Genomic DNA, 25298 nt, shown 5'->3' on the forward strand with positions numbered 1-25298 from the left:
GGAGGGACAGCATACGCGACCCGTCCTCCGGAGGACAACCCAGGCTGAAGGGTTCGCTCACGCGCTCGATCACACGGCCGGGAGGGACAGGACGGAGGATACTTTATACAGTGGCGCTCTTGCGCAACAACACAATATATTGTATCCGACGTTTCACGAGGATTGGGTGCGCTCGGTGGGCGTACCCGGATCGGCACCCCAAACAGGAAGGGTCAGATGGCTGCAACCCGGAAGCGCGCGGCGAAGAAATCGACGCGTCGCAAAGCCACTGCGCGGAAGGCCACCAAACGGAAGGCCACCAAGCGCAAGGCTGTGAAGCGGAAGGCCACGAAGCGGAAGGCCACCAAGCGCAAGGCCACCAAGCGGAAGGCCACCAAGCGCAAGGCCACCAAGCGGAAGGCCACCAAGCGCAAGGCCACCAAGCGCAAGGCCACCAAGCGGAAGGCCACCAAGCGCAAGGCTACCAAGCGCAAGGCCACCAAGCGCAAGGCCACCAAGCGCAAGGCCACCAAGCGCAAGGCTACCAAGCGCAAGGCCACCAAGCGCAAGGCTACCAAGCGCAAGGCTACCAAGCGCAAGGCCACCAAGCGCAAGGCTACCAAGCGCAAGGCCACCAAGCGGAAGTCCACCAGACGTAAGGCTACCGCCCGCAAGACCACGGCTCGGAAGACTGCTTCACCGGCAGCCTCTTGACCGGATCCTGAGCCGAAAGGGGGCTCGGCCAACCGGCCGAGCCCCCTTCGTCGTTTCTGCCCCCCACCCAGCGGATCCAGATCGGGACACGCCCGCCCCGCTCAGCGCTGCGGGAGGTGCCGCGCTTCCGCTAGCTCAGCGAACCCTCCAGGACACCATGGCCCGGGCGTTGAGAAGAGCTTCCGTCGCAGCAACCGTCGCCGGCGGACGGACGATCCCGAGCGGGGTGTAGAACAACTCCCCGGTCAGTGAGAGCGCCTCGGAAAGCCGATAGCGCAGCCCGGCAGCACCGGCGTACGTGACGCCGCTGGCTTGCATGTCCCGGCGATCGGTCACCCCGGAGTAGCGGGCTCGCACTTCGAAGACCATGTCCAGGTAGTTGACCGATGCAGCCACATAGGGCTCCAGCGCACCATGGGGGAATGCCGCCGACAACTCCACTCCCGCGTAGCGTTGGGTCACCTCGTCCTCGGAGGGTTCCTCGCACAGGAAGGGGTTCCTGACGGGATCACTCCCGTACGAAACCGTCTGCGCGTCGCAGGTGATGTCCCCCTGTACTGTGCCGACCTGCCCGTAGACACGCCCCCCCACGCGTAGCGCATCCCGCTCCACGAGCGGAAGCCCCAGCGCTGCATCGAAGAGCAGGGGCTTGGCGCCCCCGACCTCGAGCGGCGGCACCACTCCGGCGCTCACCGACAGGCCACCGGGTCCATACACGGTGGCCCGGATCCGACCGAAGACGGGCGTCTTGTTGGTGTCTTCCAACTTCGTGCCGTTGAACCCCAGTCGGCGCTCGTCGTCGGACAGCTGCGGAACCCACCCACCCTCGAAGCCGAGCTCGAACGAGCCTGCCGCTCGCCGCTCGGGAACCCCGAGCCCCGTGAAGAGCGACACCGAGGTGTAGTACTTCATGCCCCAGGACTCGGGGCAATCGAAGCCCAACTCGTCCTGGTTGCACTGTTGAGCCTGGAGGGCGCTCGCGCCGAGAAGAGCACCCAGAGCCAGGATCCCGCTCGCGACCCACCGACCATTCATCGCAGCGCCTCGAGATTGAGGTAGATATCGAACTCGTTCCGGTTCCGGACGGAGCCCAGCGCGGCCGAATACGGCTCGATGCCAAACTCCTCGAAGGTGAAGCGTCCCGCTCCTTCCACTGACAGAACCGTGCCGTCGTAGCTCCATCGCAGGGGAACCGAGCGCTGGACCGTGCGGCCTCGCACCGTCAGCGCGATCTCCGCGGCCCAGGGGAAAGGCTCGCCCGCCACCGTCTGGTCTTTCTCCTGAAGAGCCATCAGTCGAACCGTGATTTCCGGAAAGCGATCGACGTCCAGCTGCTTCTCGCTCAGCATCGCCTCCCGGATCTTCGCCCGATCATCCTCCCCCGGGGTCCCCAGGTCGTCCTCGATCTCGAGGGCCGCCACCCGGTCTCCCCATCGCTCCCGGTCTCCGGCGTCATCGGGCCGCAGGTCCGCCACGGGGACCGTGAGTGCGAAGCTCGTGCGCAGAGGCTGATCGGGTTCGAACAGCAGCTCGGCCTCGTAGTCGCCGGCGACGATGAAGTGGTTGTGGGCCAGGCGTGCGGCGAAACCGGTCTTGTGCGTGACCACGGCGAAGACCGAGCGTTCCGGCAGAACCTGGAAGCGTTGTGGCGCAGCCGAGTCGGTCGGCTCGGCCTGCAGGGACAGCGCTGCGATCAGGAGCGGCCACATAGAAGGTGCCTGGGGGAAGGTAGTTCAAACTTTAACCTTCTTCCCCGGTGGGGGTTCCCCACGGCGGTGCCCCCGACCCCATGTCGTTTGCCTCGGCCGCACTGCGGCAGAATCTTGCGTCCCGGAGCCGGCCGCAGCGGACGGCCCGGTGGCTGCCACCCGCACCCTCGGAGAACCCATGAAGCGATGGACCCTTGCCGTGGCCCTGACCGCGCTGTCCGGAGGATGCGCACCGGCACCTGGTGGGCCGGCGCAGGCGGCCACGACCCAAGGACAAGAAGGCCGCCGACTCGGGTACGAGTGGTCGGAAGAGGAGGTGTGGGACGCGGTGAACGCCGTGCGGGCGGGCCGCGACCTGAATCCGCCGAACTGGCCGGGTGGTGCGCGCGTGGCCGTGCTCCTCTCCTTCGACGTGGACAACGAAACCGTACAGGGGATTCGCACCGGCGACCCCACTATCGGTTCCCTGTCCCAGGGGGAGTATGGCGCGCGCGTCGCCCTGCCCCGCATCGTCGATCTCCTGGACCGCCATCAGATCCCGGCATCGTTCTTCATCCCGGCCTGGAGCATGCGCGTCAGTCCCCAGATGAAGGACGTGATCCAGCGCTCCGGCCGCCACGAGATCGCGATCCACGGCTGGATCCACGAGCTGAACACCACGCTTGACGCTCCCACCGAGGAACGCTTGCTCCAGCAGGCCATCGACTACTACACGGAGCTGCTCGGCGAGCGTCCGCTGGGGTACCGCGCACCGTCCTGGAACTTCAGCCCCAATACACTCTCCATCCTGAGAAAGCTCGGGTTCCTCTACGACTCGTCTCTCATGGCGGACGAGCGGCCCTACGAGCTCGTGGAGAGGGGTGAAGCGACGGGCCTCGTCGAGCTTCCGGTCGAGTGGATCCTGGACGACGCACCCCTCTCCAACCCGCGGGGAAACGCGTACGCCCCCCCACGTGACCTCATGCAGATCTGGATCGACGAGTTCGACAAGGCCTACGAGGAAGGCACCACGTTCACGCTGACCATGCATCCGCATATCAGCGGGCACCGGTCGCGGATCGTGGCGCTGGAAGGCCTGATCGAACACATCCGCTCGAAGCCCGGCGTCTGGTGGGGAACGCACCGCCAGGCGGTGGAGTGGGCCAAGCAGCAGGCGGGCATGGAGTAGGCGTCGGACCGCGCGGGCGGTCGGGAGCGGGGGGGCCGTGCGACCCCGCTCCCACCACCCCACCGTGGAGCTCCTGGACGCCGCGACCCTTTTGAGATGGCGCGGTGTAGATGGAGCGCGCGGATCCTCCCTGGGCCCAATCAGGGGCGACCGGACGGATCCGACACGAAGACAGGCGATGCACATCCCGACGGGTTCGGCCCCACGTGTGGCCGGGCCCTTTTCTCATGGTAACAGGGCCCCACGGGCTTCGGGCACATCGCTCACGCTTCTCGCCCTACCCCTACCATCCCGTTCACTCCGGCACCTTCCCCGCGCGTGTGAACCCACAGGGGACGCACTCGACCATTCCGGTCGGGTGCCGCGCCGTCCGTATCGGCGGCACCTCTCTTCGTGCGCGCTGCGCTCGGAGGCTGGATGTACGCGCTCGCAACGCTTCCACAAACCCCCACGCCGTCCCCCGTTTCAGGGGGCCTGAGCCTTCACCAGCTCTTCGCGTCCCTGCCCCGCGACCCGCTGTCGATCGCGGTGGTGGTGTTCTTTCTGATCTCCGTGGGAATGGTGCTGCACTATGGCCGAGACCGATCGGGAGCGGCCCCTGGCAAACCCGACGCCTAGCCCTGATCCGTCACGCCGGATCGGTCGATACCGACGCCCCGATCGGTGGCGGCCTCCACCGGAGCTCGGGCGCGCACCGGCATCCGCGCGCAACTCCGCACCGCTCCTCCCCGTCCAATTGCGAAACGGGCGCCCCCGCCCGCGCGTAGGTCGTGACGGCATGGGGGTCGCGGGACGGACGGATGAGGGATGGCAGAGCCAGGCGAACAGGGCCTCTGGGCCGAGCTGAAGCGAAGAAGCGTCGTGAAGGTCGGGGCAGCGTACGCCGCCGCGGCCTTCGTGGTGTTGCAGCTCGCCGAGATCGTCCTGCCGGCTCTCGGGCTGCCCGAGTGGTCGCTGACGCTGGTGGTGGTCCTCGCGGCGGCCGGGCTCCCCGTGGCACTGGTTCTGAGCTGGGCCTTCGATCTCACACCAGAGGGCGTGCGTCGCACCCGGTCGGACGGACAGAGCCAGCCCTTCGGCCCCCGCAGGCGCCGGATCGTACAGGGGGCGGCGCTGGCGGTGAGCGCGGCCGTTCTGGGGGCGGCGGGATGGTGGAGTGTTCGCCACCGTTCCCTGGGCCCCGACGCCCCACCCGCGTCGATCGCCGTGCTGCCCTTCATCGACCTGAGCCCACTCGGAGATCAAGCGTACCTCGGTGACGGGATGGCCGAGGAGATTCTGAACCTGCTCACGCGTCTCGACGGTCTCCGGGTGGCAGCGCGCACCTCCGCCTTCGTGTTCCGCGGACAGGAGGTGGACATCCGGGACGTAGGCGAGACCCTTTCGGTGGCACACGTCCTGGAGGGGAGCGTGCGCAAGGACCGGGACGAGATCCGCATCACGGCGCAGCTGATCGATGTGGAGACGGGCTACCACGTCTGGTCGAACACCTATCAGCGGACGTTGGACAGCGTCTTCGAGATCCAGGACGAGATCGCGCGTGTGATCGTGGAAGCGCTGCGCGGCACGCTCACCCCGCGAGACCGCGCGCGGCTCAGCCAGTCCGATGCCACCACGTCGGAGGCCTTCGAGGCCTACCTGCGGGGGCGCATGGAATGGAATCGCAGAACACCGGATGGACTGCGCGCGGCCGTCGAACACTTCGAGGCCGCGATCGCCGAGGACGCGTCCTACGCCAAGGCCCACGCGGGGCTGGCCGACGCCTGGGCGCTGCTCCCTCTGTTCGACCCCGCGGGAGTCGACGCCGAAGGCGCCTGGGTGCGCGCGGAGGCGGCGGCCGCCCGGGCATTGGCGCTCGACCCCGAGCTGGCCGAAGCACACGCCTCGCTGGGGTTGATCCATGGCTTCCGCTACCGGCTGCAGCGCGGCGTTGCTGAGCTCGAGCGCGCCATCGAACTGAACCCCGCCTATGCGCCCGCAAGGCATTGGCACTCGCTGCAGCTTTCGGAGTTGGGACGGGGAGGAGAGGCAGTGGAGGAAGCGCGGGTAGCGCACGAGCTCGATCCGCTTTCCATGCCCATTCGCACGGATCTGGGCTACGCGCTGCTGTGGGCCGGACGCGCGCTCGACGCGAAGCGCGCGTTCCAGGATGCGCTCGAGCTCTCTGCGGACTACCCACCCGCGTGGTTCGGTCTGGCGCTGGCGTCGCTCTGGACGGACGACCAGGCCGGCTTCGAGAGCGCTGCGCGGCGTTGGGCCGCCGCGAGTGCTGAGAACCAGGCGTCGCTCGCTCCGTTGCTGGAAAGGGCCGTAGCGCGTCGTGCGGGCGGACCCACGATCTCGGTGGCGGCAGAGGTGGCGGCACTGAGCCGCGCCACGGCGGGAGCGCGAGCGACACTGGCGGCTTTGGCAGGAGACACTGCCACGGCCTGGGTCTGGCTGGAGCGGTCGCGCAGCGACCGCTCCTATGCCGACCACTACCCAGCGGTCAATCCCGCTTTCGCCGCGCTGCGGACCGATGTCCGCTTCCGGGCGTTCTTGGAGCGACTGAGGGACGGGTAACGCGAGTGGGGGAGAGGGAGCCGCCGCCCGCGCCGCGGCGGCTCCGTGACGTCGACCCCTAGTTCTTCTTCAGGAAGATCTGGATGACTCCGTTCTTGGCGTCGTCACCATGGACGGTGCGCGCCGCGTCGCCCTTGATCACCTCGACGCGGTCGATCCGGTCTGGAGACAGCTTGGCCAATACGTCCTTGGCGCTGCCGTCCACGCGCTCACCGTCGATCAGGACGAGGGGGCCGTTCTCGGTGTCGAGACCGGGAGGGGGAACTCCAGACGCGGGTCCGACTCACGGGCTTCGTAGAGGAAAGGACGCCCCTCTGTGTCGAAGCGGGCGCCGATCCCTGGCAGCTTGAGCTCATCGGGAGCGAGACGCACCCGCGGCTGGACGCGCTCGCGGAACCGGAACCGTGCAACGGGCTCGGACCCATCGACTCCGTCGGCCTCCCGCAGGCGCCCCTCCAACTCCACCTGCAGCCGGTCCAGTCGCTCCTGCTCCACGCGCAGCCGCTCTTCCTGGGCGCGCAACATCTCACGCTGCGCCTCCAGCTTGTCCTGAAGCAGGCGGAGCTGTCGCTCGCTCATCCGCTCCTGCGTGAGCTCGATGCGCCCCATGGACTCCTGCACGCGTGCCAGGGACTCCTCGAGCGCCGCCTTCGCGCGCGCCTGCTCCATGAAGGCGCGCTCCCTGGCCTCCAACGCCGCCTGGCTTGCCAGCTCCGTGTCGATCTTGAGCCGCTCCAGACGGTGACGGTGTCCGCTGAACTCGACGGTCACGAAGCGCGGTGCGAACGCGAAGATGCCGACCAGGCCGGCCGTGATGGCTACCACCAACGCGACGCGGGTGTACCCACCCATGGCGTTGGCACCGCTACGCATGGCCTCCAAGCGATCGCGCAGAAACGAGCGGCGTTCCGAGAGGGCGGCGAAGGCGAACGGGAAGGACGGCGTGTCGGCCGCCATGCGCACCAGCAGATCGGCGTAGGAGCGGCGGCCTGCGCCGCGGGCCAAGACACGCTGATCACAGTCGAGCTCGACCGCGCGCCGCAACCGCAGAGCCTGCCACACCAGCGCCACGTTCCACGGCAGGGCGATGATCATCACGGTAGCCAATGCCAGCAGCCAGGGGTCCCGGGCACGCACGTGCTGCTGCTCATGCTCGAGGACGAGCGCGAGCTCCTGTGCGTGCAGATCGAGCGCCGAGCGCGGCAACACGATGTCGGGGCGGACGAGGCCGACCACGGCGGGGCCGAAGCGCCGGGACAGGCGCACGCGGCGCTCCTGGATCTCGGCCTCCGCCCAGTGCCGCCGGGCCCGCCACAGGCGCGCCACCGCGACGAGCGCCACCAGGAGCGCGACCACGCTCGACCCCACCCAGAGGGCCGCGAACACGCGCTCGGTCCATATCGCGATTCCGTTGCTGGAGACACCCTCCAGCAGCGAGGCCAGGCGCTCGGCGCTCAAGGCCGTCGCGGGCAGGGCCGCCGCGGCCTCTCGCACATCTGGCGTCGGCATCAGGCGGGGCAGGAAGGGAATGGCCACCGTCAGCGCCATGGCCGCGACCCACGCCCAGCGCCCCGGCCGCCCTTCCGCACGCAACCCCCGCTCGGCGAGCCACGCCAACACACCCAACACAGCCCCGATTCCGATCGAGGTCATCATGAACATCGTCGTCGTCATCGCTCCTCCCCCCCTCCGTCGGTCGGCGGTGTGCCGGGTTCCAGGTCGTCCACGATCTCGCGCAGCTTCTGGATCTCGTCCGCCGTCAGATCACGGTCGGAGACCAGACGCGCCACCATCAAATCGAGTGAGCCGTGAAAGACCTTGTTCAGGATGCGGGAGAGCGCTCGCGTCCCCGCGTCTTCGGGTGCCACCAGGGGCCGGTAACGATAGGCCCGCCCCTCGGCGTCGTGGGCGACGTGGCCCTTCTCCTCGAGGATCTGGAGGATCTTGAGCACCGTGGTGTAGCCCACGTCGCCCATTTCCTCGCGAACCTCGGCCACGGTTCCAGAGCCGAGCCGCCAGAGGACGCTCATCACGTCCAGCTCCCGGTCCGTGAACACGATGGGTCGGTGCTCGGTCACGCGACTCTCCCTGGTCTGCGAACGGGTCGACGCCCGGTTCAGGGGAACCGGGCTTTCTACCCTAAACTTCGTAGATAGTACGACGGAGGGAGCCGGTTGTCTACCCCCTTCTTCGTAGATCCGGCATCCGGTGCGGGACGGGGAACACCCGGGCCTTCGTAGATCCCAGGAGAGGGGGGATTGAGGGCGCTTCCCGGTCGCCCAGCCCCCCTCAGGAGGCGTCGGCTCCCGGCGTCTGGACCCCGCGCGCCAGCGAAAGCACCGCCTCGAAGATGCGGGCCACCGCCCCGGGGTCGAGCTGCTCGCTCTCCGCCCAGGTGCGGCGCGCGTCGAGGAGCGACCGCTCGCGGGCCGGATCCCGCACCGGGAGGCTCCGCCCGCCCTTGATGCGCCCCGCTCGGCGAGCGAGTTCCGCCCGTCGCGCCAGCATGCGAATGAGCTCGCGGTCCAATTCGTCGATCAGGTCCCGCGTCTCGCGAAGCTCGGGCGCCGCTTGGCCGAGGTCCGGAATCGCGAAGCCTCCCGCGGTGCGGTAGGTAGCGGGATCGGTGGCGGCCAGCTCGTCGTGCAGCCGGGCGAGCGCATCCAGGAGCTCGGCGCGCGCCTCGTCCGCGAAGGGGTTCATGCGCTCGATGGCGTAGAAGAGGTGCCCGGCGTCCGACCGCACGGAGTCGATGGTGCGGAGCATGGCGCGAAAGGACGGAGGTACGAAGCGCGAACGCTCGACGGCTTCGATGTCGAGCATACCCTTGGCCAGGAAGAACGCGAGCGCATGGGTGTAGGCCATGCCGCGATCGTGAGCTTCGGTCTCCTCTTCGATCACCTCACAGCCCAAGGAGCGGTAGAGCGCTGCCGCCTTGGAGGCCGCATCCGGATGCAGCGGGTTGGGACAGACCACCACCCGTAGCGGCCGTTCTCCCAACGCGATCGACGAGGGGCCGAACAGCGGATGGGTGCCGACCCACGAGACCGCTCTCCCGAGCGTCTCCGCCATGGCTGCCTCCATGGGTGTCCGCACGCTGCTCACGTCGATCACCAGATCGGCGCCGTCGAGCCGCGGGCGAAGCCCACGCAACACCTCGCCGAAGGAGATCACGGGAACGCAGAGAAAGACGGTGCACCCCGGTGCGAACGGCACGCGCCCCTCGCCCGGCACGAGCCCGGCCGGGATCTCGGCCTCCGGGTCGAGGGCTACCACCTCGTTTCCCGCCTCGAGAAGAAGTCCCGCCAGCGCGCGCCCGAAGCGCCCATAGCCGACCAACGTGACAGGTGCTCGCATGGATCCCATAGCAGGGGGTCACGGATGCGAGCCCAAAGTAGCGGGTGCGTCCACTCCTCCGAGAGGCCCGGCATCGTTGCGGGCACAGCCCTGCGTCGGGCCTCATGCGAGGCCCCGGGGTCGACCCCCGCGCCCCGACCCGCCAGAATTCGCCCATGGCCTTCAAGATCCGCGACGAACACGTCCGGGGAGCCCAACCGCTCCCCAGCCCAGCCCAGCTCGCTTCCGAGCTTCCCGTACCAGAGGCCGTCGAGACCCACATCGCCGCCAGCCGCGCGTGCGTGCGCGCGCTGCTGTCCGGGGACGACCCCCGTGCTCTGGTCGTGGTCGGCCCCTGCTCGGTGGACGACCCCGACTCGGCTCTCGAATACGCCCACCGACTGCGGAAGGTCGCGGACGACGTGGCCGACGCCCTGTTCGTGGTCATGCGCGTCTACTTCGAGAAGCCCCGCACCACCATCGGATGGAAGGGTCTGATCAGCGATCCGCATCTCGATGACAGCGGCGACCTGGCCACCGGAATCCGCACGGCGCGCAGGCTCCTCCTGGACGTGGCCGCCCTCGGGCTCCCAGCAGCCACCGAGTTTCTGGAGCCGGTGGTCCCGCAGTACATCGCGGAGTTGGTGTCGTGGGCCGCCATCGGTGCACGCACCACCGAATCGCCGACCCACCGACAGCTCGCCTCCGGGCTCTCGATGCCGGTCGGCTTCAAGAACGGGACGGACGGCAGCTTGCAGATCGCTCTGGACGCGATGGTGGCCGCCAGCTACCCGCATCACTTCCTGGGGGTCGACCACGAGGGACGCATCGCCGTGATCGAGACCACGGGCAACCCGGACCGCCACCTGATCCTGCGCGGAGGCAACCGACCCAACTACGACGCCGGATCCATTGCGGACGCGGTGACGGCGCTCCGCGACCGCTCCCTGCCCGACGTGATCCTGATCGACTGCGCCCACGGCAACTCACGCAAGAACGCGCGCAAGCAAGCGGCCATTGCCACCGAGCTGGCGGACCGCCGGGCGGGCGGGGAGACGGCCATCCTGGGGTGGATGGTGGAGAGCTACCTGCAGGAGGGCCGTCAGGACCTGGGAAAGGACCCCACGCAACGCGTGCGAGGGCTGTCGCTCACCGATCCCTGCCTGGGCTGGACGGAGACCGAGATCATGCTGCGCGAAACCGCGGCGCGGCTCCGCGCCGGCCGAGCAGCACCGTCCCTCTGACGCGAATCAGCCCTTGGCGCGCACGCGACGCCACCATTCGGCGGGGGTGACTCGCTCTCCCCTGCCCGTCCACCGATCGAGCTTGAGCATCCATCCCCGGAGCGGCGTCCGCAGCAGACGGGCCCACAGCCGGTTGTACCAACGTCGATAGTCTCGGTTGTAGGGGCAGACGCGCACGCAGATGGAGCAGTCCGTGTTCTGGTTGGCCCAGAAGGTGAAGCACTTCACGCCGTCGACCGACCATTTGCGCACACCGCGCAGATTGGACTCGTTGTGCCGCTCCGCCGTGGGCTCCCCGCCAGGAATGGCCTTGGACGGGCAGGCGTCCACGCACGCGCGGCACCGCTGACACGTCTGCCGCACCCCGAAGCTGCGAGGCCGGTCGAAGCGCAGAGGCAGTGTGGTGAAGACCTTCCCCAGCCGTACCCGCGGTCCGAACTCCGGAGTGATGAGCAGCCCGTTCTTGCCGTATTCGCCCAGGCCGGCCTGGATCGCATAGGGAATGGCCAGGGCAGTGTCGTTCATGCTGGCCACCGCGTCATAGCCGAGATTGCGAATGAACTGCGCCAGCGACAGCAGCACGACCGTGTCGCGCGCGTACCCGACGCCAGTTGCCGTACCCGAGAGGGCCGAAGGAACCGTGCGCAGAAGGTCGTAGTCCATGGCCTGCGCGATCACGATGACCGCCGTGACGTCGCCCGGCAGGTCGATGGGCTTCTCCCCGTCGGAGGCGCGGCTGTAGGAGGAGTGATAGACCCAGCGCGGATCGTAGGGCGCGATGCCCACCAGATCCGCTCCGTAGACGCGGGCCGCCTGCTTCACCTCGCGGGTGAGCGCGTCCACGTCCTCCACCTCCAGCCGCACGCCTGGGCCCTCACGGTGCACGCTGAAGGAATCCAGGAATCCTTCCCGGCGGTCCTCCGACTCCTTCAGCTCCGCAAAGATGTCGGGCACGTGCCAGGCGGCGTTACGCAGCGCGTAGTCACGCTGGGTGTAGCCGTCGACCGCGCGCCAGCTTTGTAGCGGGGTCCGGTAGGTCTCGTAGAAGCGCGCCGTGCGCGGGGATTGAACCGTAGGGTCCCAGAAGGAGCGGGAGAACACGTCCATGCGCTGGGGAAAGCGTTCGAACTCGGGCAGGATGTCGAAGCCGGCCTCGAGGTCCCGGGTGCTGTCCGGACCGGACGGAGGCGAACCCGTTGGGCCCACCGGCGGATGGCGAACGACGTCGTCGGTCGGAAGGTCTTGGCTGGACACGGGAAGAACCTGGCCATCCCTGGCGGCACCCCACAAGCCTCGGATGGCCTGCGCGTGCGCGCCGCCCGCGCCCCCTCTATCATGGACCACCCACAGGAGTCCGGCCACCGCCGGAACGATCAGGAGTCGCACCGATGTCGTTTGTCCGCGTTGCCATCCTCGCAGGGCTCACGCTGAGCGCGGCCGCGCCCACGCCGCTTCGTGCCCAAACCACACCCACCGAGATGCAGGCAGCGTCTCGTGTGCTCGAGCAGATCGAAGCGCTGCAGAAGCGGATCGACCCCACCGGGCAAGCCAGCCGCATGGTGGGGCGCTCCGATCGGCTTCGCGACGGCGTCATGAATGGCGCGGGCGCGTGGTGGGACCGGGAGATGCAGGCGCTCTCCGACCACATCGGTCGCACTCCCGAGGTGGGTTGGAACGAGCATGCCGCCGTCGACACCCTCGTCAAGGTGCTCCGCGCACGAGGCTTCACGGTCGAGGTGGGCGTGGCCGGCCTGGAGACAGCCTTCGCGGCCACCTGGGACTCCCCGGGTGGGACCGACGGCCCCACCCTGGGCCTGATCGGGGAATACGACGCGCTGCGCGACATCGACGGCCCCTTCCACGGAGATCAGCACAACGCCCAGTCGCCCGTGGCCCTGTCCGCCGCCTTCGCGCTGCAGGACTTCATGACGGAACGCCGGACCCCGGGACGCATCAAGGTGTTCGGCACCCCGGCCGAGGAGGTAGGCCCGCCCGCCAAGACCATCATGTACGAGGCGGGCGTCTTCGACGGCACTGACCTGTTGGTGCGAAGCCACTCTTCCACCGAGACCGCTCGGGCCCGCGCCGGCTTCGGGGTCTGCTGCCTCAACATCAACGAGGTGAAGTACACGTTCACCGGGCGTCCGGCCCACCAGTTGACGTCCTGGAACGGGCGCAACGCGCTCGAAGCCGCAGTCCGCTTCTACACCGCGGTCGACGGACTGCGCTCGACCTTCCGGCCGGAGGCATCCATTCAGGGTGTGATCCCCGAAGGAGGCGTCGCGCCCAATGTGGTGCCGGCCCGGGCCGTGGTGGACTACTACATCCGCTATCCCGACGAGGTCTACCTCGAGCACATCACGCGCATGATGGACGACGCCGCGCGCGGCGCCGCGCTCGCGACCGGCACGGAAGTGACCATCGATCGCTACGGCGAATACCGGGACGGCGTGACCTTGGGCTCCCTGGAAGAGCTCTATTGGGCCTACGCCAGCAAGCTCGGGGCTCCGGAGATGAACGAGGTGCCGCAGCGACCCGCAGGCTATGAAGAGACCGGCTTCCTGACCCGCGACATCCCCGGCATCGGTGTCAGCGTGTTCAGCTCGCGTGGTACCTACCACACCAAGGAGATGGAGGCGGATGCCTTCACCGACGTCGGACACGGTGGGTTCCGCATGGACGCGCAGATCATGGCCGGCATCGTCTACGACTATCTCACCAACGAAGCCTTCCGCACCCGCGTGGCGGAGGAGCATGCCGAGCTCAAGGGTCTGCTCGCCGAGTACCATCGACGTTTGCGCGAAGTCTACGCGCCGGAGACCGGCCCCGTGTCGGACGCCAACCCATGACCGCGCACCGCGCCCTCGGGGCGCTTCTGGTCCTGACCGCGCTGGGGTGCGCGGAGCCCGGTCCCCAGCCACCACCCGATACCCGCCGAGCCGGGCCGGACGTGGACTCCGCGCTCACGGTCATCCGCGCCCAACGCATCCTGGATGGGCGGGGGGGCGTGCTCGAGAACCGGGACATCGTCATTCGGAACGGGGTCATCGAAGCCATCACGGCGCCGGGTGAGCGGCCTGCGCTCCGCGTCCACGACGTGGGCCGCCTGACCGTGCTGCCGGGCCTGATCGATACGCACGTGCACATCGGGTGGCATTTCGATCGAACGGGTCGGACGCAGAGCTCGGCCGTGGAGGAGACTTCAGAGGAACGGGCCTACTACGCGGCCGAAAACGCCTGGATGACCCTGATGGGTGGGGTCACCACGGCGCAGAGCCTGGGTTCCCCGGACGACCTGGCGCTCCGCGACGCCTTGGGGCGCGGTGTGCTGCCCGGCCCCAGGGTGCTCACCTCCATTGCACCGGTCACGGAGCGCACCGGCTCGCCCGCAGAGATCCGCGCCTTCGTGGACCGCATGGCCGAGCGAGGGGCGGACGTCATCAAGATCTTCGCCTCGGCGAGCATCCGCGATGGGGGCGCGCCTACGCTGTCCCAGGAGCAGCTGGACGCCGCTTGCGGCCGGGCGCGCGAGCGTGGTCTGCGGTCGGTGGTGCATGCGCACGGACCCGAGAGCGCGCAGCGCTCGGCGCGGGCAGGCTGCACCACCGTCGAGCACGGTGCGCTGCTGGACCGCGCCACCCTGGAGTTGCTCGCCGAGCAGGGGACGTTCTTCGACCCCAACATCGACCTGGTCTTCCGCAACTATCTCGAGAACAAGGAGCGCTACCTGGGCGTCGGCAACTACACCGAAGAGGGGTTCGCGCAGATGGAGCGCGCGCTGCCGCTGGCGCTGGCCGTCTTCAAGGAGGGGCTCACCACTCCCGGTCTGCGCATGGTGTTCGGCACGGACGCCGTGGCAGGGTCGCACGGCCGCAATTGGCAGGAGCTGGCCTACCGAGTGCACCAGGGAGGGCAGGATCCCATGGCAGCCGTGATCTCGGCGACCTCGCTGGCCGCCGAGTCGCTCGGGCTGGGAGACCGCATCGGGTCCATCGCGCCCGGTATGGCGGCGGACTTGATCGTCACCGACGGCGATCCCAGTCAGGACATCGACGCGCTGGGGCGGGTGGACTGGGTGATGGTGGGTGGGCGCATGTTCCGGGTGGACCGCTAAGGGACCTCCGCACGGGGGGCACCCGCGTTGGCAGCCGCGGGCCCCCCGGTTGTGCTTGGATCGCCCCGGAACCCGCCTCGCCAAAGCGCTCCGATGCACCCGCACCCCTTGAGGGGCGGCCGGGCGATGCTATCGTATTCCCCGCCGGCACACATCGCGCCTCCGCTCCGGAGCTCGCAGGTGTCGGTTCCCGTGCGGGTCGGAGGTCCGCACATGTTCCTGATCCCAACGATTCTGCGGCGCAGTTCTGTCCATGGTACGGGCGTGTTTTCCGCACAGCCGCTCACCCGCGGCACCAAGGTGTGGGAGTTCACCGAGGGCGTGGATTGGGAGATGACGCCGGAGCAACTCGCCGCGTTCCCGGAGCCGTTCCGCACGCAACTCACCGACTGGGTCTACCAGACGGATGAAGGCATCTACGTGCTGTGCGGGGACGCCGGACGCTTCATGAACCACTCCTTCGAGCCGAACTGCGACGACCTCGAGGACGCAACCTATGCGAATCGGGACATCGCGGCGGGCGAGGAGCTCACCTGCGACTATCGCAGCTTCGACCTGCGCAGTCGGCTGGACGGCCTGGAGGATTGGCGGCCCCGGCGGGTAGGCTGAGCTAGTCGTCTTGCAGGATGCGGGCTGGATCGAGGCGTGCCGCCCTGGCGGCTGGGTCGACACATGCAGCGATCGCGACCAGCACCAGCAGACCCGCGACCACGCCGAATGTGGTGGGATCGACCGGCGTGACGCCGTACAGCATGCCGCGGACAAGGCGTGTAGCCGGAATCGCCCCGAGGACGCCCAGGGCCGCGCCCGAGACACCCATCAGGACTCCGCTCCGTACCACCAGGGAGGTCACCTGGCGCCGGGTAGCGCCCATGGCCAGGCGTACGCCCAACTCGCGCCGCCGTAGTCGCACGCCATAGGCCAGCACGGCGTAGACACCGGTCGCGGCGAGCGAAACGGCCAGCAGGGCGAACGCCGCGAGCAGCGCGGCGTAGAAGCGCTGACTGGCCGTGGTCGCCGTCACCAGGGTCTCGACGGGGAAGGTGGCCTGCGGAGGTAGCAGTGCGTCCACATCGGAAACGGCACCTGCGAGCTCGGCAACGAAGCGCGCGGCAGGGCCGTCCACCCGCGCCACGACGGTCATGAACCCCCAGCCCACCTGATCGGAAGGATAAAACATCTCGCGACGGAGGGATGCGGTCGGACCATAGAAGCGAGTGTCCTCGACGACTCCGATCACCTCGAAGAACGCGTCCTGACGCCAGACGTTCTGGATCGGCTTGCCGACGGCGCTCTCTCCGGGCCAGAAGGACTCAGCGAGCGAACGGTTCACCACGGCCACCGGAGGGCCGCCTCGATCACGATCGTCGAAGAAGCGCCCTTCGAGAATCCTGAGCCCCAGCGCCCTGTCCAGACCGGGGGAGGCGATGCGGAAATCCACCTGAGGTGCCTCGCTCCAGGGGACCGAAGCGTCTTTGCGCGTGGGGAGGTCGAAGTTGGCCGCCACCGGATCCATGGGAAGGGCGGATGTGAGTCCGGCCGCGCGCACACCCGGGATCGCACGTACTCGCGCGAGGAGCCGATCGTAGTAGACACGCTGACCCTCCCGCCCTTGATGGCGTGATCCGTCCAGCGAGACGCGCGCCGCGACCGCGCCAGTGGGGGCGAAGCCGACGTCGATGGCACCCACCGCCTGTACGGTTCGGATCAGCAGCCCCGCAGCCACCAACAGCACCGCGCTCAATCCGAGCTGAGCGACGGCGAGTCCCTGACGGGAGCGCGTGCCCCGCCGGGTGGCGCGGCGGCTGCCGAGTGCGAGCCCGGACGATGCACTCCGACTACGTTCAGTCCACCAAGCGGGCACCATACCTGCCGTCAACGCGATACAGAGCGCCGCCGTGACGCCTACCACGACCGCCGGCAGACCAGGTGCTGCCTCGAACGAACGCGGCAGCGTGGGCCCCAACGCATCGACGAGCCAGCCTCCCAGGCCCCAGGCCAGCAGTAGGCCAGCCACCGCACCCCCGAACGCCAGAAGCAGCGCTTCCAGGACAGGGACCGCCAGCAACCGAAGGCCGCTCGCTCCAAGGGCGGCACGGACCGCCGTGTCACTCCGTCGATCGGACGTCCGCACCAAGAAGAGATTCGCCAGATTCACAACCGCGACGAGCAACAACAGCGCAACCCCGGCGCTGGCCGCGAGCAGGCGCGGACGGGTGGTACTCAGAAGGTACTCCCCGACCGGCTGCGCGTGGGCGCTCCAGCCGCGAGCCGACGTAGGGTACAGCTCGGAGTAGCGCTCGGTCAGTGCCGCGATTTCGGCGGACAAGCGGCCTACGTTTGCGCCGGGCGCCACTCGGGCGGCCGCGGTGAGCGTGCGCCCCCCTCGATTGGTCGGATCCTCCGGCCGAAAGGCGGTCGGCAGGAAGATCTCTGCCTGCGCCGACAGCACCTCCAGACGAGGGGGCAGGATGCCAACGACCTCATGGTCGCGTCCATCGATGCGCACAGTCCGCCCTACGGCGGTGGCGTCCCCGCCGAAACGGCGCTGCCAGTACCCGTGGGAGAGCATCACCGCGGGGTTGGTCCCCTCCACAATGTCGTCGTCCGCCGTGAACGTCCTACCGAGTGCGGGTGTGATTCCCAATACCGTCCAGGTATCGGGAGACATGCGAACGCCGATGAGTTCTTCGGGGCGCTCCGGATCCGCGAGGGTCCATGAGTCCCATTCCCAAGCGACCAGGCGCCCCGCCATGCGCAGATCGCGCTGCCAATCCTGGAACGTGGCTGCCGACGTGGGGCTCGCCTCGATCCCCTCCTCCGGCATGCGTTCGAGCAGGATGACCAAGGAGTCCGGGTCGGCGATGGCGAGCGGCCGGAGCAGGACCTGCCAGACCAGGCTGAACACCGTGACACACGCCGCCAGCGTCAGTGCCAGAGTCAGCATCACCCCCACGGCGAAGACCGGAGCGCGTGCCAGGGCGCGAGTCGCATGGGTGAGATCGGAACGGAGCCCCGCGAACGTCGCGAGAACGCCCCCACGGGACACCTGTCGCGTACGTCTCGCCACCTGACCGGGATCACCGAACCGTCTCGCCGCCTCCCGTCGAGCTTGCTCCAGCGTCAGTCCGGAGCGTACCAGCTCGTCCGTCAGTTCGGCGAGGTGGTGAGCGAGCTCCTCTTCGATGCGCCGGCCCTCCCGGTCTTCGTCCATCCCCTCACCCCTCCGCTCCCAGGACTCTGCGCACTGCCCAGGTCGATCCTTCCCAGCGCTCGGTCTGCCGCACCAATTCGGCCCTGCCTTCGGTGGTGAGGCGGTAGATCCGTGCACGTCGCCCGTGATCCGTGCGATGCCAGGAGGAGCGCAGCCAGCCTCTCTTCTCCATTCGGTGGAGCGCAGGGTAGAGCGCGCCCTCCTCGACGCTCAGGCGGTCTCCGGTGACGTGCTCGATCCAGCGTGCGATGCCGAACCCGTGACGCGCCTCCACGGACACGGCCTTCAGGATCAGCATCTCCAGCGTCCCCGGCACCAACTCGACGCGTCCGCTCAACAACAGCTCCGGCGTTGGGGTCGACTGCTGGAGCGTACCCTAATTCACTTACCCTAAATTGTCTAGGGTAAAGCCCCGCGGGCCCCCCCGTCTGCGGGCGCCCGGTAGACGACCACGTTGGCGCTGTCCGCAGACCAGCGGACCAAGGCCGCCACGCCCGGCCGGTAGCTGAGGGCCACCACACCGTCCCACCACTGGCTCGGCCCGTAGGTGGGGACGGTGGCTTGCGCGGTCGAGGGCTCCGGCACACGCACCACGAATGGGTCGCCGTCCACCAGCAAGGGCGGCTTGCCCAGTCGTTGGATGGCGAGTCCGTGGTCCGCCATCCAGCTCGGCTCCGTCCAGCCGCCCAGCCGGCCCAGAGGGACAGGCCGGCGCGCGCTCGCCTCGAAGGCCCAGAACTCTGCCCGATCGGCCACCGGAGCCGCGCACAGGTGACGGCCCGGCACTCCAACCGCCGGGCCGCACATCAGGCGGAGCGCCGTGCGGCCCAGCTCATGAACCCCGGCTCCATCGACGATCCACACCTCGCTCTGGGACGACAGAGCCCGTAGGAAGGCGAGCATACCGGCAGCGCCGGACATGGTCGACAGGGGAACGGCCGTGCGGGTGATCAACACGCTACCCGTCGTCGCGCTCTCGACATTCACGGCGGCAGGAAGCGCTGCGGCGGGAAGGGTCCAGTGGCTCGTGGAGACTTCGCTCCCCTGAGCGCGTCCGGCGTGTCGCACCACCTCCGCCCCCTCGCGTATCTCCCAGACGGCCCACCCGTCCTCATCCACCGCCAGCGTCGGAGCACCCTCCACATCCAGGGGCAACGTTGTGACGATATCCGCCGCCAGGTCCGTGTGGTGAAGCGCGTATCCCTCTTCAGCCCAGGCCAGCGAGACGACATCGTTTTCCGACAACCAGCCGAGGTCGAAGCCCGGAACCTCCTTCCAGTCCCCCTCCGCCTCGACGAGGTACCCACTCGGCCACTCGGAACCGGTCCCGTCCGGCTCGTCCCACTCCCCGGACATCAGGGCCGCCAGTCGACTGCCGGCAGGCGAGACGGACAGTGCGGACGGCCAGTCGGGCAGCGACACGGCACGGATCGGATCCATGCCGCCCGAGCGGGCCACGATGCGAGGACCCGCGGTGCTCAGGACGTCTCCCGCGAAGCGGCTCCGGAAGGCGTCCGTTCCGACGGCGCCCCACGCCACCGCGAAGAGCATGATCAGGATCCCCTGGCTGCGGGCCGGCCGCGAAGGCACCAGCAGCAGAGCGGCTCCGGCGGAGGCCAGGGTGATCAAGGTGCCGGGCGTCGACTTGGCCCACAGGTAGAGGTGCATGCCCTGGCCCGGTCCAGAGCTCATCACCAGGGCCAGCGCAATGCCGAGCCCGCCGCACAGGACCAGGACCAAGGCCGCTCGCTCGCGTTGCCGAACCGGGTCACCCCGGCCACGACGCGTTCGGACCCACGCCAACAGGAAGAGCGCCAGACCCACACCGGCGTGCAGGCCCGGCAGCAGCAGCGCGTCCCCGCCGGCAAGCGCTCGCAGCAGGCGGAGAATCGCACCGATGAGAAGCGCAGCGCCGGTGCTGGCCAGCGTGAAGGCCAGCGGCCAGATCAGAGCGACCAGACCGTTCAGCAGCGACGCACCGTCGTACACCGTGGCCGCCACCAGCAGGGCGATCAGGGCCGCCACCCGCACCAGGGACGGCGAAGCGTACCAGGATGCGCGCGCTTCCGCGGTGGCGGAGGCGAGCTTGTGATCGATGCTGTCCAAGAAGGCCTGCACTCGGGCCGCGTCCTCCGCGGCGAGCGGGTGCTTCCACTGGCTACCGTCCTCGCGCCGCACCATCAGCGAGCGATGCTGCGCGCGCGGAGCGTGCACTCTCACTTCGGTCAGCCTGTCGTAGGGGAAAGCAGCCGCCAGGGAGGAGGCGTCCAGAACCAGGTCGTCGAGTGGCCCCTCCTCGAGGGGGAGATCCTCGAACCACTCGATACGATCGATCTGGAGGCGCACCGCTTTGCGCGGATCGTCGGCGTTGCGCACGGCCAACGATCCGACGACCGGCGCCTCCCCGCGTAGGCCCGCATGCTCGCGGATGGCCTGCGCGCGACGCGCGAGACTGGGGTGGGTCGCGTGGCGCTCGACCCGGGCGGCCAGGCGGCGCGGTTGGTGATTGAGGGCGTGCAGCTTCTCGAGCGCCCGGATCACGAGCTCCGGGTCTCCCGTCAGCTCCGCAGCACGCAGGTCGGAGGCGGTCTCCCTACCGCGGATGCCCGCAGCAGCCATCCCCATTGCGGCCAGGAGCACCCAGGGCAGGATCCCTCCCACCCACACCATGACGTCCGAGTCCGGGCCGATGACACCGATCGCGGCCATTTCCAGCGCGGTGGCCAGGGGCAGCGGCAGAGAGCGCCAGAACCAGCGCTTCGGCGTGAATTCCTCCAGGTGCGCGACCTCGTGCGCGAAGATCGCGTCGACCTCTCCAGGCTCCAGACCTTCGAGGAGCCCCTCGGTCAACAGGACCGCCTGACGTCCAGGATGGGGAAGCGCGAACGCGTTTACCCAGCGCCCGCCGGGCGCCGTCATCAGCAAGAGGCGGGGCATGTCCACCGTGGCGCGCTCCACCAGCGCCGCGAAGCGTTGCCGGAGCCCCGTGTCCTCCAGGGGTCGGGCCGACAGGACCCGGAGCAGCACGCGGGAGTCGAAGGCGAGCACTGCCGACAACGCCACGGCGACGGGAGCGAGCCAGACATAGAAGTCAGGGCGTCGGACCACGATCGCAGGAACGAACAGCAGGGGAAGCGCGGCACCGAAGAAGGCCAGCGCCACGCGGGCGAGGTGGAGGACGTATCCCGCCAACGTCCACTGCTCGTCAAAGATACGGCGGCGCGCCGGGAAGCCTCCGACCAGGGCACCCGCCACCGTCAAGGCCACGTGGCCCCAGCCGAAGCCGTCCACGAGCAGGGTGCCCGAGACGCCCACGGCGACGGTCGCGAGCTGGACTCGTGCCCGATGGGCTTGCAGCAGGTCCGGGAACGACGGGTCCGCGAGGTGGGCCGCCAGGCGGCGCCCCCCCCACCACGCCACCAATGCGGGCAACAGCGCCAGGCCGAGCGAGAGCTCCATGCCTGGCGGCCGTGCAGGGGCCGTGCCGTGGGCTAGGCGGTCTGCATCCGGTCGAAGTCCACCCAGAGAGGGGGGTGGCCTTCGGCCTCCAGGAACGCCGTCAGCCCGGGCGCGGAGATCGATGTGGTCTTGTCGTTCACCAGCGGGTGGAAGTTCAGTGGATCGTAGGTCAGCAACGCCCGGTCCAGGGCCACGCCCACCTCGCGCCCCCGGTCGTTGATGATCCCGAACGGCGTGACGGAACCGGGCTCGACGCCCAGGGTCCGCCAGAGCCGCTCCGCGCTACCGAACGACAGGCGCTTGCATCCCAATTGGCTGGAGAGCCAGGCCAGATCCACCTGTCGGTCCTCCAGACAGACCACCAACCACATCACGCCCTTCTTGTCCCGGAGAAAGAGGTTCTTCACGTGGGCGCCGGGGATCGTCCCCCTCAGCCGCTTGGCCTCGTCGACCGTGAAGACCGGTGGGTGCTCGATGGTGGAATGGGCGATGGTCAGCTCATCGAGGCGGCGGAAAAGCTGCTCGGGCGTGTGGGGCTCGATTCGGTGCACGGCGGCTCTGCTATTCGTGGCGGATCGCATCGATGGGCGACAGGTGGGCGGCGCGCATTGCAGGGTACGTCCCGAAGGCCAAGCCCACCACCACGGCCGACGCGATGCCCACGGCCACCGTGGCAGGAGTGACCTGAGCCCACACCGGCGCCTCGGTGGCCCGCCGGATGGCCGCGGTGATCACGTAGGCCCCCGCCGTGCCCAGCACGATCCCCAACAGACCGCCGGCGAGCGTGACGGCCACCGACTCCGCCAGGAACTGGATCAGCACGTCCGCACGTCGCGCACCGGCGGCCCGGCGGATCCCGATCTCGCGTGTCCGCTCCTGCACCGCCGAGAGCATCACATTCATGATGCCGATCCCGCCCACGAGGATGGAGATCCCCGTGATGGAGCCCATGGCGAGCTTGAAGACCCCCATCGCCTGCTCGACCTGCTCCACTCTCCTTCGCATCGTCTGGATCTCGAAGTACTCGGCAGCCGCTCCGTGCCGGGCGCCGATCCATGCGGCCGCCCGGCTCTCGCACTCCCGCACGTCCTCCACCCGTTGGGCCCGCACGACCAGTCGAGGCACCACGGACGAAGGTGTCTCCACCAGCAGGCTCGCTTGTGGGAGCGGAACCCAGACGACCGGAGGTCCTGCAGCAGCGGCTACGATCCCCACGATCTCGAGTCGGGCATCGCCGATCCGTAGCGATCGACCGATCCACGCGGACAGGTCCTCAGCGGAAGCGTCCAACAGAGCCTGGGAGACCACAGCCGCCGGAGCACCTGCGAGCACCTCGACGGGCGACAGGAACCGCCCCGACTTCAGGACGAGGTTGTAGACGACGTCCGCACCGGTGCTCGTCCCGCGCAACAGCGTCGCTTTGCGGGCCGTGTCCCCATCGAACGAAACCCAGGCGGAACGATCCAGGTCGAGCACCGCAACGCCGATCCCGGCCAACGTGTCTGCGATGGCCGCGGCGTCGGCGGCGTCCAACCGGACGATCGAATCGCGAGGGACGAGCAGGCCGTCGAGACGATCCACCGTACGCGGGGCGAAGACGATCGACTGCACGCCGGTCGTGCCCGCGATCTGGCCACGCGAATAGGCCTCCAGACCCTCCCCCAGGGCCAGGATCGCGATCAGAGAGGCCACGCCGATGACGACACCCAGCGTAGACAACGCCGTTCTCAAGGGATGTTCCCGCAGGGTGCCCAGCGCGGCCCGCACCGCGGAGGCTAGGGGGCTCATGGGCCGAACAGCCCTACGAGGCGCTCCCGGTAGCGGCGGCTGAGCTTCAGTTCCACGCCCGAGTCGAGGATCACCATCCAGTCCCCGTGCGACCACGGCTGTAGCTCCTTGATGCGATCGAGGCGGATGATCGTCGAGCGGTGTATGCGCGCGAAGCAGCCAGCCGGCAATCGGTCTTCCACGTCCGCCAGCGTACCCCGCACCAGGTGGACGGCATCTCCGACGTGGACCTCGACATAGTTGCCCGCGGCGCCGATCCACTCCACCTGGGCGACCGGCACCAGCACCATCCGACCCCTCGACCGTACGAGGAAGCGCTCGATGGGGGTTCGCTCTGCCAGCGTCGCACGGAGCGCAGCGGGGAGCGGCGCCTCCGTTCCCCGCTCGTGTGCGTCGACCGCACGCTGCAGCGTCTCCGTGAAGCGGTCCGGATCGACGGGTTTGAGCAGGTAGTCGAGTGCGTGCACCTCGAAGGCACGAAGCGCGTGGTCGTCGTGGGCCGTGACGAAGATCACCTGGGGCTGCACACTGGGGTCCAGTTGCTGCAACACCTCGAACCCGTCCATGCCGGGCATCTGGATGTCCAGGAACACCAGGTGCGGACGCTCCCGCTCCAACACTTCCAAGGCCTCGAGTCCGTCGGAGGCTTCGGCGACGACCCGGATCCGCGCATCTTCGGAAAGGAAGCGTCGGATCTTCGAGCGCGCATGGGGCTCGTCGTCCACGACCACCGCAGTGAGCACGCTCACGAAGACGCTCGCTCCACCGGCAGCGTGGCCTCCACCACCACCCCACCACCGGAACGCGGCGCCACCTCGAGATCCGCTCCGTCACCGAACAGCAGCCGGAGGCGCTCGCGCGTATTGGAGAGGCCGATCCCCCGACTGAACGCGGCGGTGGGCTCTCCTTCCAGTCCCACCCCGTCGTCCTCCACACGTACCGTGAGCAGAGCGTTCTCGGTCTCCATCGTCACCCACACGCTCAGGGGTCCGGCGCGGTCTCCCCCATGCTGGATGGCGTTCTCGACCAGCGGCTGCAGCAGGAAGGACGGGACCAGGGCTTCGCGAGCGCCCTCCCCGACGCGTGTGGACACGCGGAGCCGATCATCGAAGCGCGTGCGCATGATCTCCAGGTAGCGCTCCAGAATCTGGAGCTCCTCCTCCACCGTGACCTGGGGACGGCTCGGTGCCGCGAGGGAAAAGCGGAGCAGCTCGGACAGCCTGGACAGCAGGCGATCGGCGCGCTCGGGATCGCCGTACATGACCGACGAGATCGTGTTCAGGGTGTTGAACAGGAAGTGGGGCTGGAGCTGGCCCTGGAGCGCCTGCAGCCGGGCTTCGTGCAGGCGTGCCTCCAACTGGGCCTGGTGCAGGCGACGTCGCTGTTGTTCCTGCCAGCCGCGCACGGCGTGTACCGCCCCCACCAGGATCACGAAGCCGAACACGTCGTTCGACCCCTCCATCAAGAACCGGTACCCGAGGTCGCCGTAGTCATAGCGCCCCAGTCCCGCCAAAGGCCACAGAAGGCTTCGGCTCCCCCACATGATCAGCGTCTTCAGTCCCGAGAACAGCACGAAGCCGACGACATAGGGGGGCAGCACGTGAGGAAACGCGCCGCGGCGGATGCGCCAACGCGCGCACAACGGCAGCAGCACGGCGAAGAAGACCGCGATGACGGCCAGTGAGCCCGTCGTCTCGGAGAGCAACGTATCCAGGAACGGTCGGGTGCTACCCTCCGCACGCTCCCCGAAGTGGAAATAGCCGGTGCGGAAGATGCCCTCCACCAGGAACACGCCCAGGATGACCAGGACGGTCCGGCGGTCGAGCCCGGTCGCCCGGTCGGGGTCCCGGGAACGCGGTTCGGCTGAAAGGTCGGTCAGCGGCATGCAAGGACGTTCGGGCATCGCCCTCCGTTCGCAAAGTGCCTTCCGACCCGCTCGCCCCGCCCTGGTCCCGCCGGGCCCCGATCGCTGGACCGCACGGGGCTCGGGTGGAGATTGCTGTATGGTCGC

General features: G+C 68.8%; 22 protein-coding genes. 7 read left to right on the forward strand and 15 right to left on the reverse strand.

The genetic code is table 11. From position 1 onward, the window contains the following. Window positions 1-212: 212 nt before the first annotated feature. The 3 genes from R3E10_13635 to R3E10_13645 all read right to left on the reverse strand — a co-directional run bounded on the left by R3E10_13635 (window position 213) and on the right by R3E10_13645 (window position 2402). Window positions 213-653: a hypothetical protein gene (locus R3E10_13635; GenBank protein ID MEZ4416785.1), complete on the reverse strand. Its 441-nt coding sequence runs from the start codon at window positions 651-653 to the stop codon at window positions 213-215. A gap of 175 nt (window positions 654-828) precedes the next feature. Then, window positions 829-1728, reverse strand: a complete 900-nt coding sequence (locus R3E10_13640) for a hypothetical protein (GenBank protein MEZ4416786.1) — start codon at window positions 1726-1728, stop codon at window positions 829-831. Continuing rightward, on the reverse strand, window positions 1725-2402 hold the full coding sequence (locus tag R3E10_13645; GenBank protein MEZ4416787.1) for a YceI family protein: 678 nt from the start codon (window positions 2400-2402) through the stop codon (window positions 1725-1727). The genes R3E10_13640 and R3E10_13645 overlap by 4 nt, the downstream gene beginning before the upstream one ends. 178 nt (window positions 2403-2580) lie before the next feature. On the opposite strand from R3E10_13645, the gene R3E10_13650 reads away from it, so the two are divergent. From R3E10_13650 to R3E10_13660, 3 genes are all read left to right on the forward strand, one after another. Beyond that, a complete protein-coding gene (locus tag R3E10_13650; protein MEZ4416788.1) occupies window positions 2581-3570 on the forward strand; it encodes a polysaccharide deacetylase in 990 nt (329 codons plus the stop codon). A 417-nt stretch (window positions 3571-3987) separates the two neighbouring features. Then, complete coding sequence (locus tag R3E10_13655) at window positions 3988-4188, forward strand: hypothetical protein (GenBank protein MEZ4416789.1); 201 nt, start codon at window positions 3988-3990, stop codon at window positions 4186-4188. 189 nt (window positions 4189-4377) lie between these two features. Continuing rightward, window positions 4378-6132 (forward strand): hypothetical protein, encoded by a 1755-nt coding sequence (locus tag R3E10_13660; GenBank protein MEZ4416790.1) that lies wholly within the window; start codon window positions 4378-4380, stop codon window positions 6130-6132. A 58-nt stretch (window positions 6133-6190) separates the two neighbouring features. Here R3E10_13660 and R3E10_13665 read toward each other — a convergent pair whose 3' ends face one another. The 4 genes from R3E10_13665 to R3E10_13680 form a co-directional block, all read right to left on the reverse strand. Further along, entirely contained in the window at window positions 6191-6337 is a 147-nt protein-coding gene (locus tag R3E10_13665; GenBank protein MEZ4416791.1) for a hypothetical protein, read from the reverse strand. A gap of 14 nt (window positions 6338-6351) precedes the next feature. Next, window positions 6352-7806 (reverse strand): M56 family metallopeptidase, encoded by a 1455-nt coding sequence (locus tag R3E10_13670; GenBank protein ID MEZ4416792.1) that lies wholly within the window; start codon window positions 7804-7806, stop codon window positions 6352-6354. Next, a complete protein-coding gene (locus tag R3E10_13675; protein ID MEZ4416793.1) occupies window positions 7803-8210 on the reverse strand; it encodes a BlaI/MecI/CopY family transcriptional regulator in 408 nt (135 codons plus the stop codon). The genes R3E10_13670 and R3E10_13675 overlap by 4 nt, the downstream gene beginning before the upstream one ends. Window positions 8211-8421: 211 nt before the next feature. Then, window positions 8422-9489 carry a prephenate dehydrogenase/arogenate dehydrogenase family protein gene (locus R3E10_13680; GenBank protein ID MEZ4416794.1) on the reverse strand — a complete coding sequence of 356 codons (1068 nt, stop codon included), beginning with the start codon at window positions 9487-9489 and terminating at the stop codon, window positions 8422-8424. A 155-nt stretch (window positions 9490-9644) separates the two neighbouring features. Between R3E10_13680 and R3E10_13685 the strand changes: the two genes are divergently transcribed. Continuing rightward, window positions 9645-10712 carry a 3-deoxy-7-phosphoheptulonate synthase gene (locus R3E10_13685; GenBank protein MEZ4416795.1) on the forward strand — a complete coding sequence of 356 codons (1068 nt, stop codon included), beginning with the start codon at window positions 9645-9647 and terminating at the stop codon, window positions 10710-10712. Window positions 10713-10718: 6 nt separating this feature from the next. On the opposite strand, the gene R3E10_13690 is transcribed toward R3E10_13685, so the two are convergent. Beyond that, the gene (locus R3E10_13690; protein MEZ4416796.1) at window positions 10719-12098 is read right to left on the reverse strand and encodes a reductive dehalogenase domain-containing protein; all 1380 of its coding nucleotides are present in this window, start codon (window positions 12096-12098) and stop codon (window positions 10719-10721) included. 2 nt (window positions 12099-12100) lie between these two features. Between R3E10_13690 and R3E10_13695 the strand changes: the two genes are divergently transcribed. From R3E10_13695 to R3E10_13705, 3 genes are all read left to right on the forward strand, one after another. Further along, window positions 12101-13561, forward strand: a complete 1461-nt coding sequence (locus tag R3E10_13695; protein ID MEZ4416797.1) for a peptidase dimerization domain-containing protein — start codon at window positions 12101-12103, stop codon at window positions 13559-13561. Beyond that, window positions 13558-14826: an amidohydrolase family protein gene (locus R3E10_13700; GenBank protein MEZ4416798.1), complete on the forward strand. Its 1269-nt coding sequence runs from the start codon at window positions 13558-13560 to the stop codon at window positions 14824-14826. The genes R3E10_13695 and R3E10_13700 overlap by 4 nt, the downstream gene beginning before the upstream one ends. A 213-nt stretch (window positions 14827-15039) precedes the next feature. Then, complete coding sequence (locus tag R3E10_13705) at window positions 15040-15435, forward strand: SET domain-containing protein (GenBank protein ID MEZ4416799.1); 396 nt, start codon at window positions 15040-15042, stop codon at window positions 15433-15435. A 1-nt stretch (window position 15436) separates the two neighbouring features. Here R3E10_13705 and R3E10_13710 read toward each other — a convergent pair whose 3' ends face one another. From R3E10_13710 to R3E10_13740, 7 genes are all read right to left on the reverse strand, one after another. Beyond that, window positions 15437-18040 carry an ADOP family duplicated permease gene (locus R3E10_13710; GenBank protein MEZ4416800.1) on the reverse strand — a complete coding sequence of 868 codons (2604 nt, stop codon included), beginning with the start codon at window positions 18038-18040 and terminating at the stop codon, window positions 15437-15439. A gap of 4 nt (window positions 18041-18044) precedes the next feature. Further along, window positions 18045-18377: a PadR family transcriptional regulator gene (locus R3E10_13715; protein ID MEZ4416801.1), complete on the reverse strand. Its 333-nt coding sequence runs from the start codon at window positions 18375-18377 to the stop codon at window positions 18045-18047. A gap of 62 nt (window positions 18378-18439) precedes the next feature. Beyond that, complete coding sequence (locus tag R3E10_13720) at window positions 18440-21499, reverse strand: M48 family metalloprotease (protein MEZ4416802.1); 3060 nt, start codon at window positions 21497-21499, stop codon at window positions 18440-18442. A 32-nt stretch (window positions 21500-21531) separates the two neighbouring features. After that, complete coding sequence (locus R3E10_13725) at window positions 21532-22050, reverse strand: prolyl-tRNA synthetase associated domain-containing protein (GenBank protein ID MEZ4416803.1); 519 nt, start codon at window positions 22048-22050, stop codon at window positions 21532-21534. 10 nt (window positions 22051-22060) lie between these two features. Continuing rightward, a complete protein-coding gene (locus R3E10_13730) occupies window positions 22061-23287 on the reverse strand; it encodes an ABC transporter permease (protein MEZ4416804.1) in 1227 nt (408 codons plus the stop codon). Beyond that, window positions 23284-24036, reverse strand: a complete 753-nt coding sequence (locus R3E10_13735; protein MEZ4416805.1) for a LytTR family DNA-binding domain-containing protein — start codon at window positions 24034-24036, stop codon at window positions 23284-23286. Before R3E10_13735 ends, R3E10_13730 begins: the two co-directional genes overlap by 4 nt. Further along, window positions 24033-25190, reverse strand: coding sequence for a histidine kinase (locus tag R3E10_13740; GenBank protein MEZ4416806.1), 1158 nt, complete (start codon window positions 25188-25190; stop codon window positions 24033-24035). The genes R3E10_13735 and R3E10_13740 overlap by 4 nt, the downstream gene beginning before the upstream one ends. Window positions 25191-25298 lie beyond the last annotated feature (108 nt).

The organism is Gemmatimonadota bacterium (assembly GCA_041390105.1).
GTDB lineage: Bacteria > Gemmatimonadota > Gemmatimonadetes > Longimicrobiales > Gaopeijiaceae > JAGQIF01.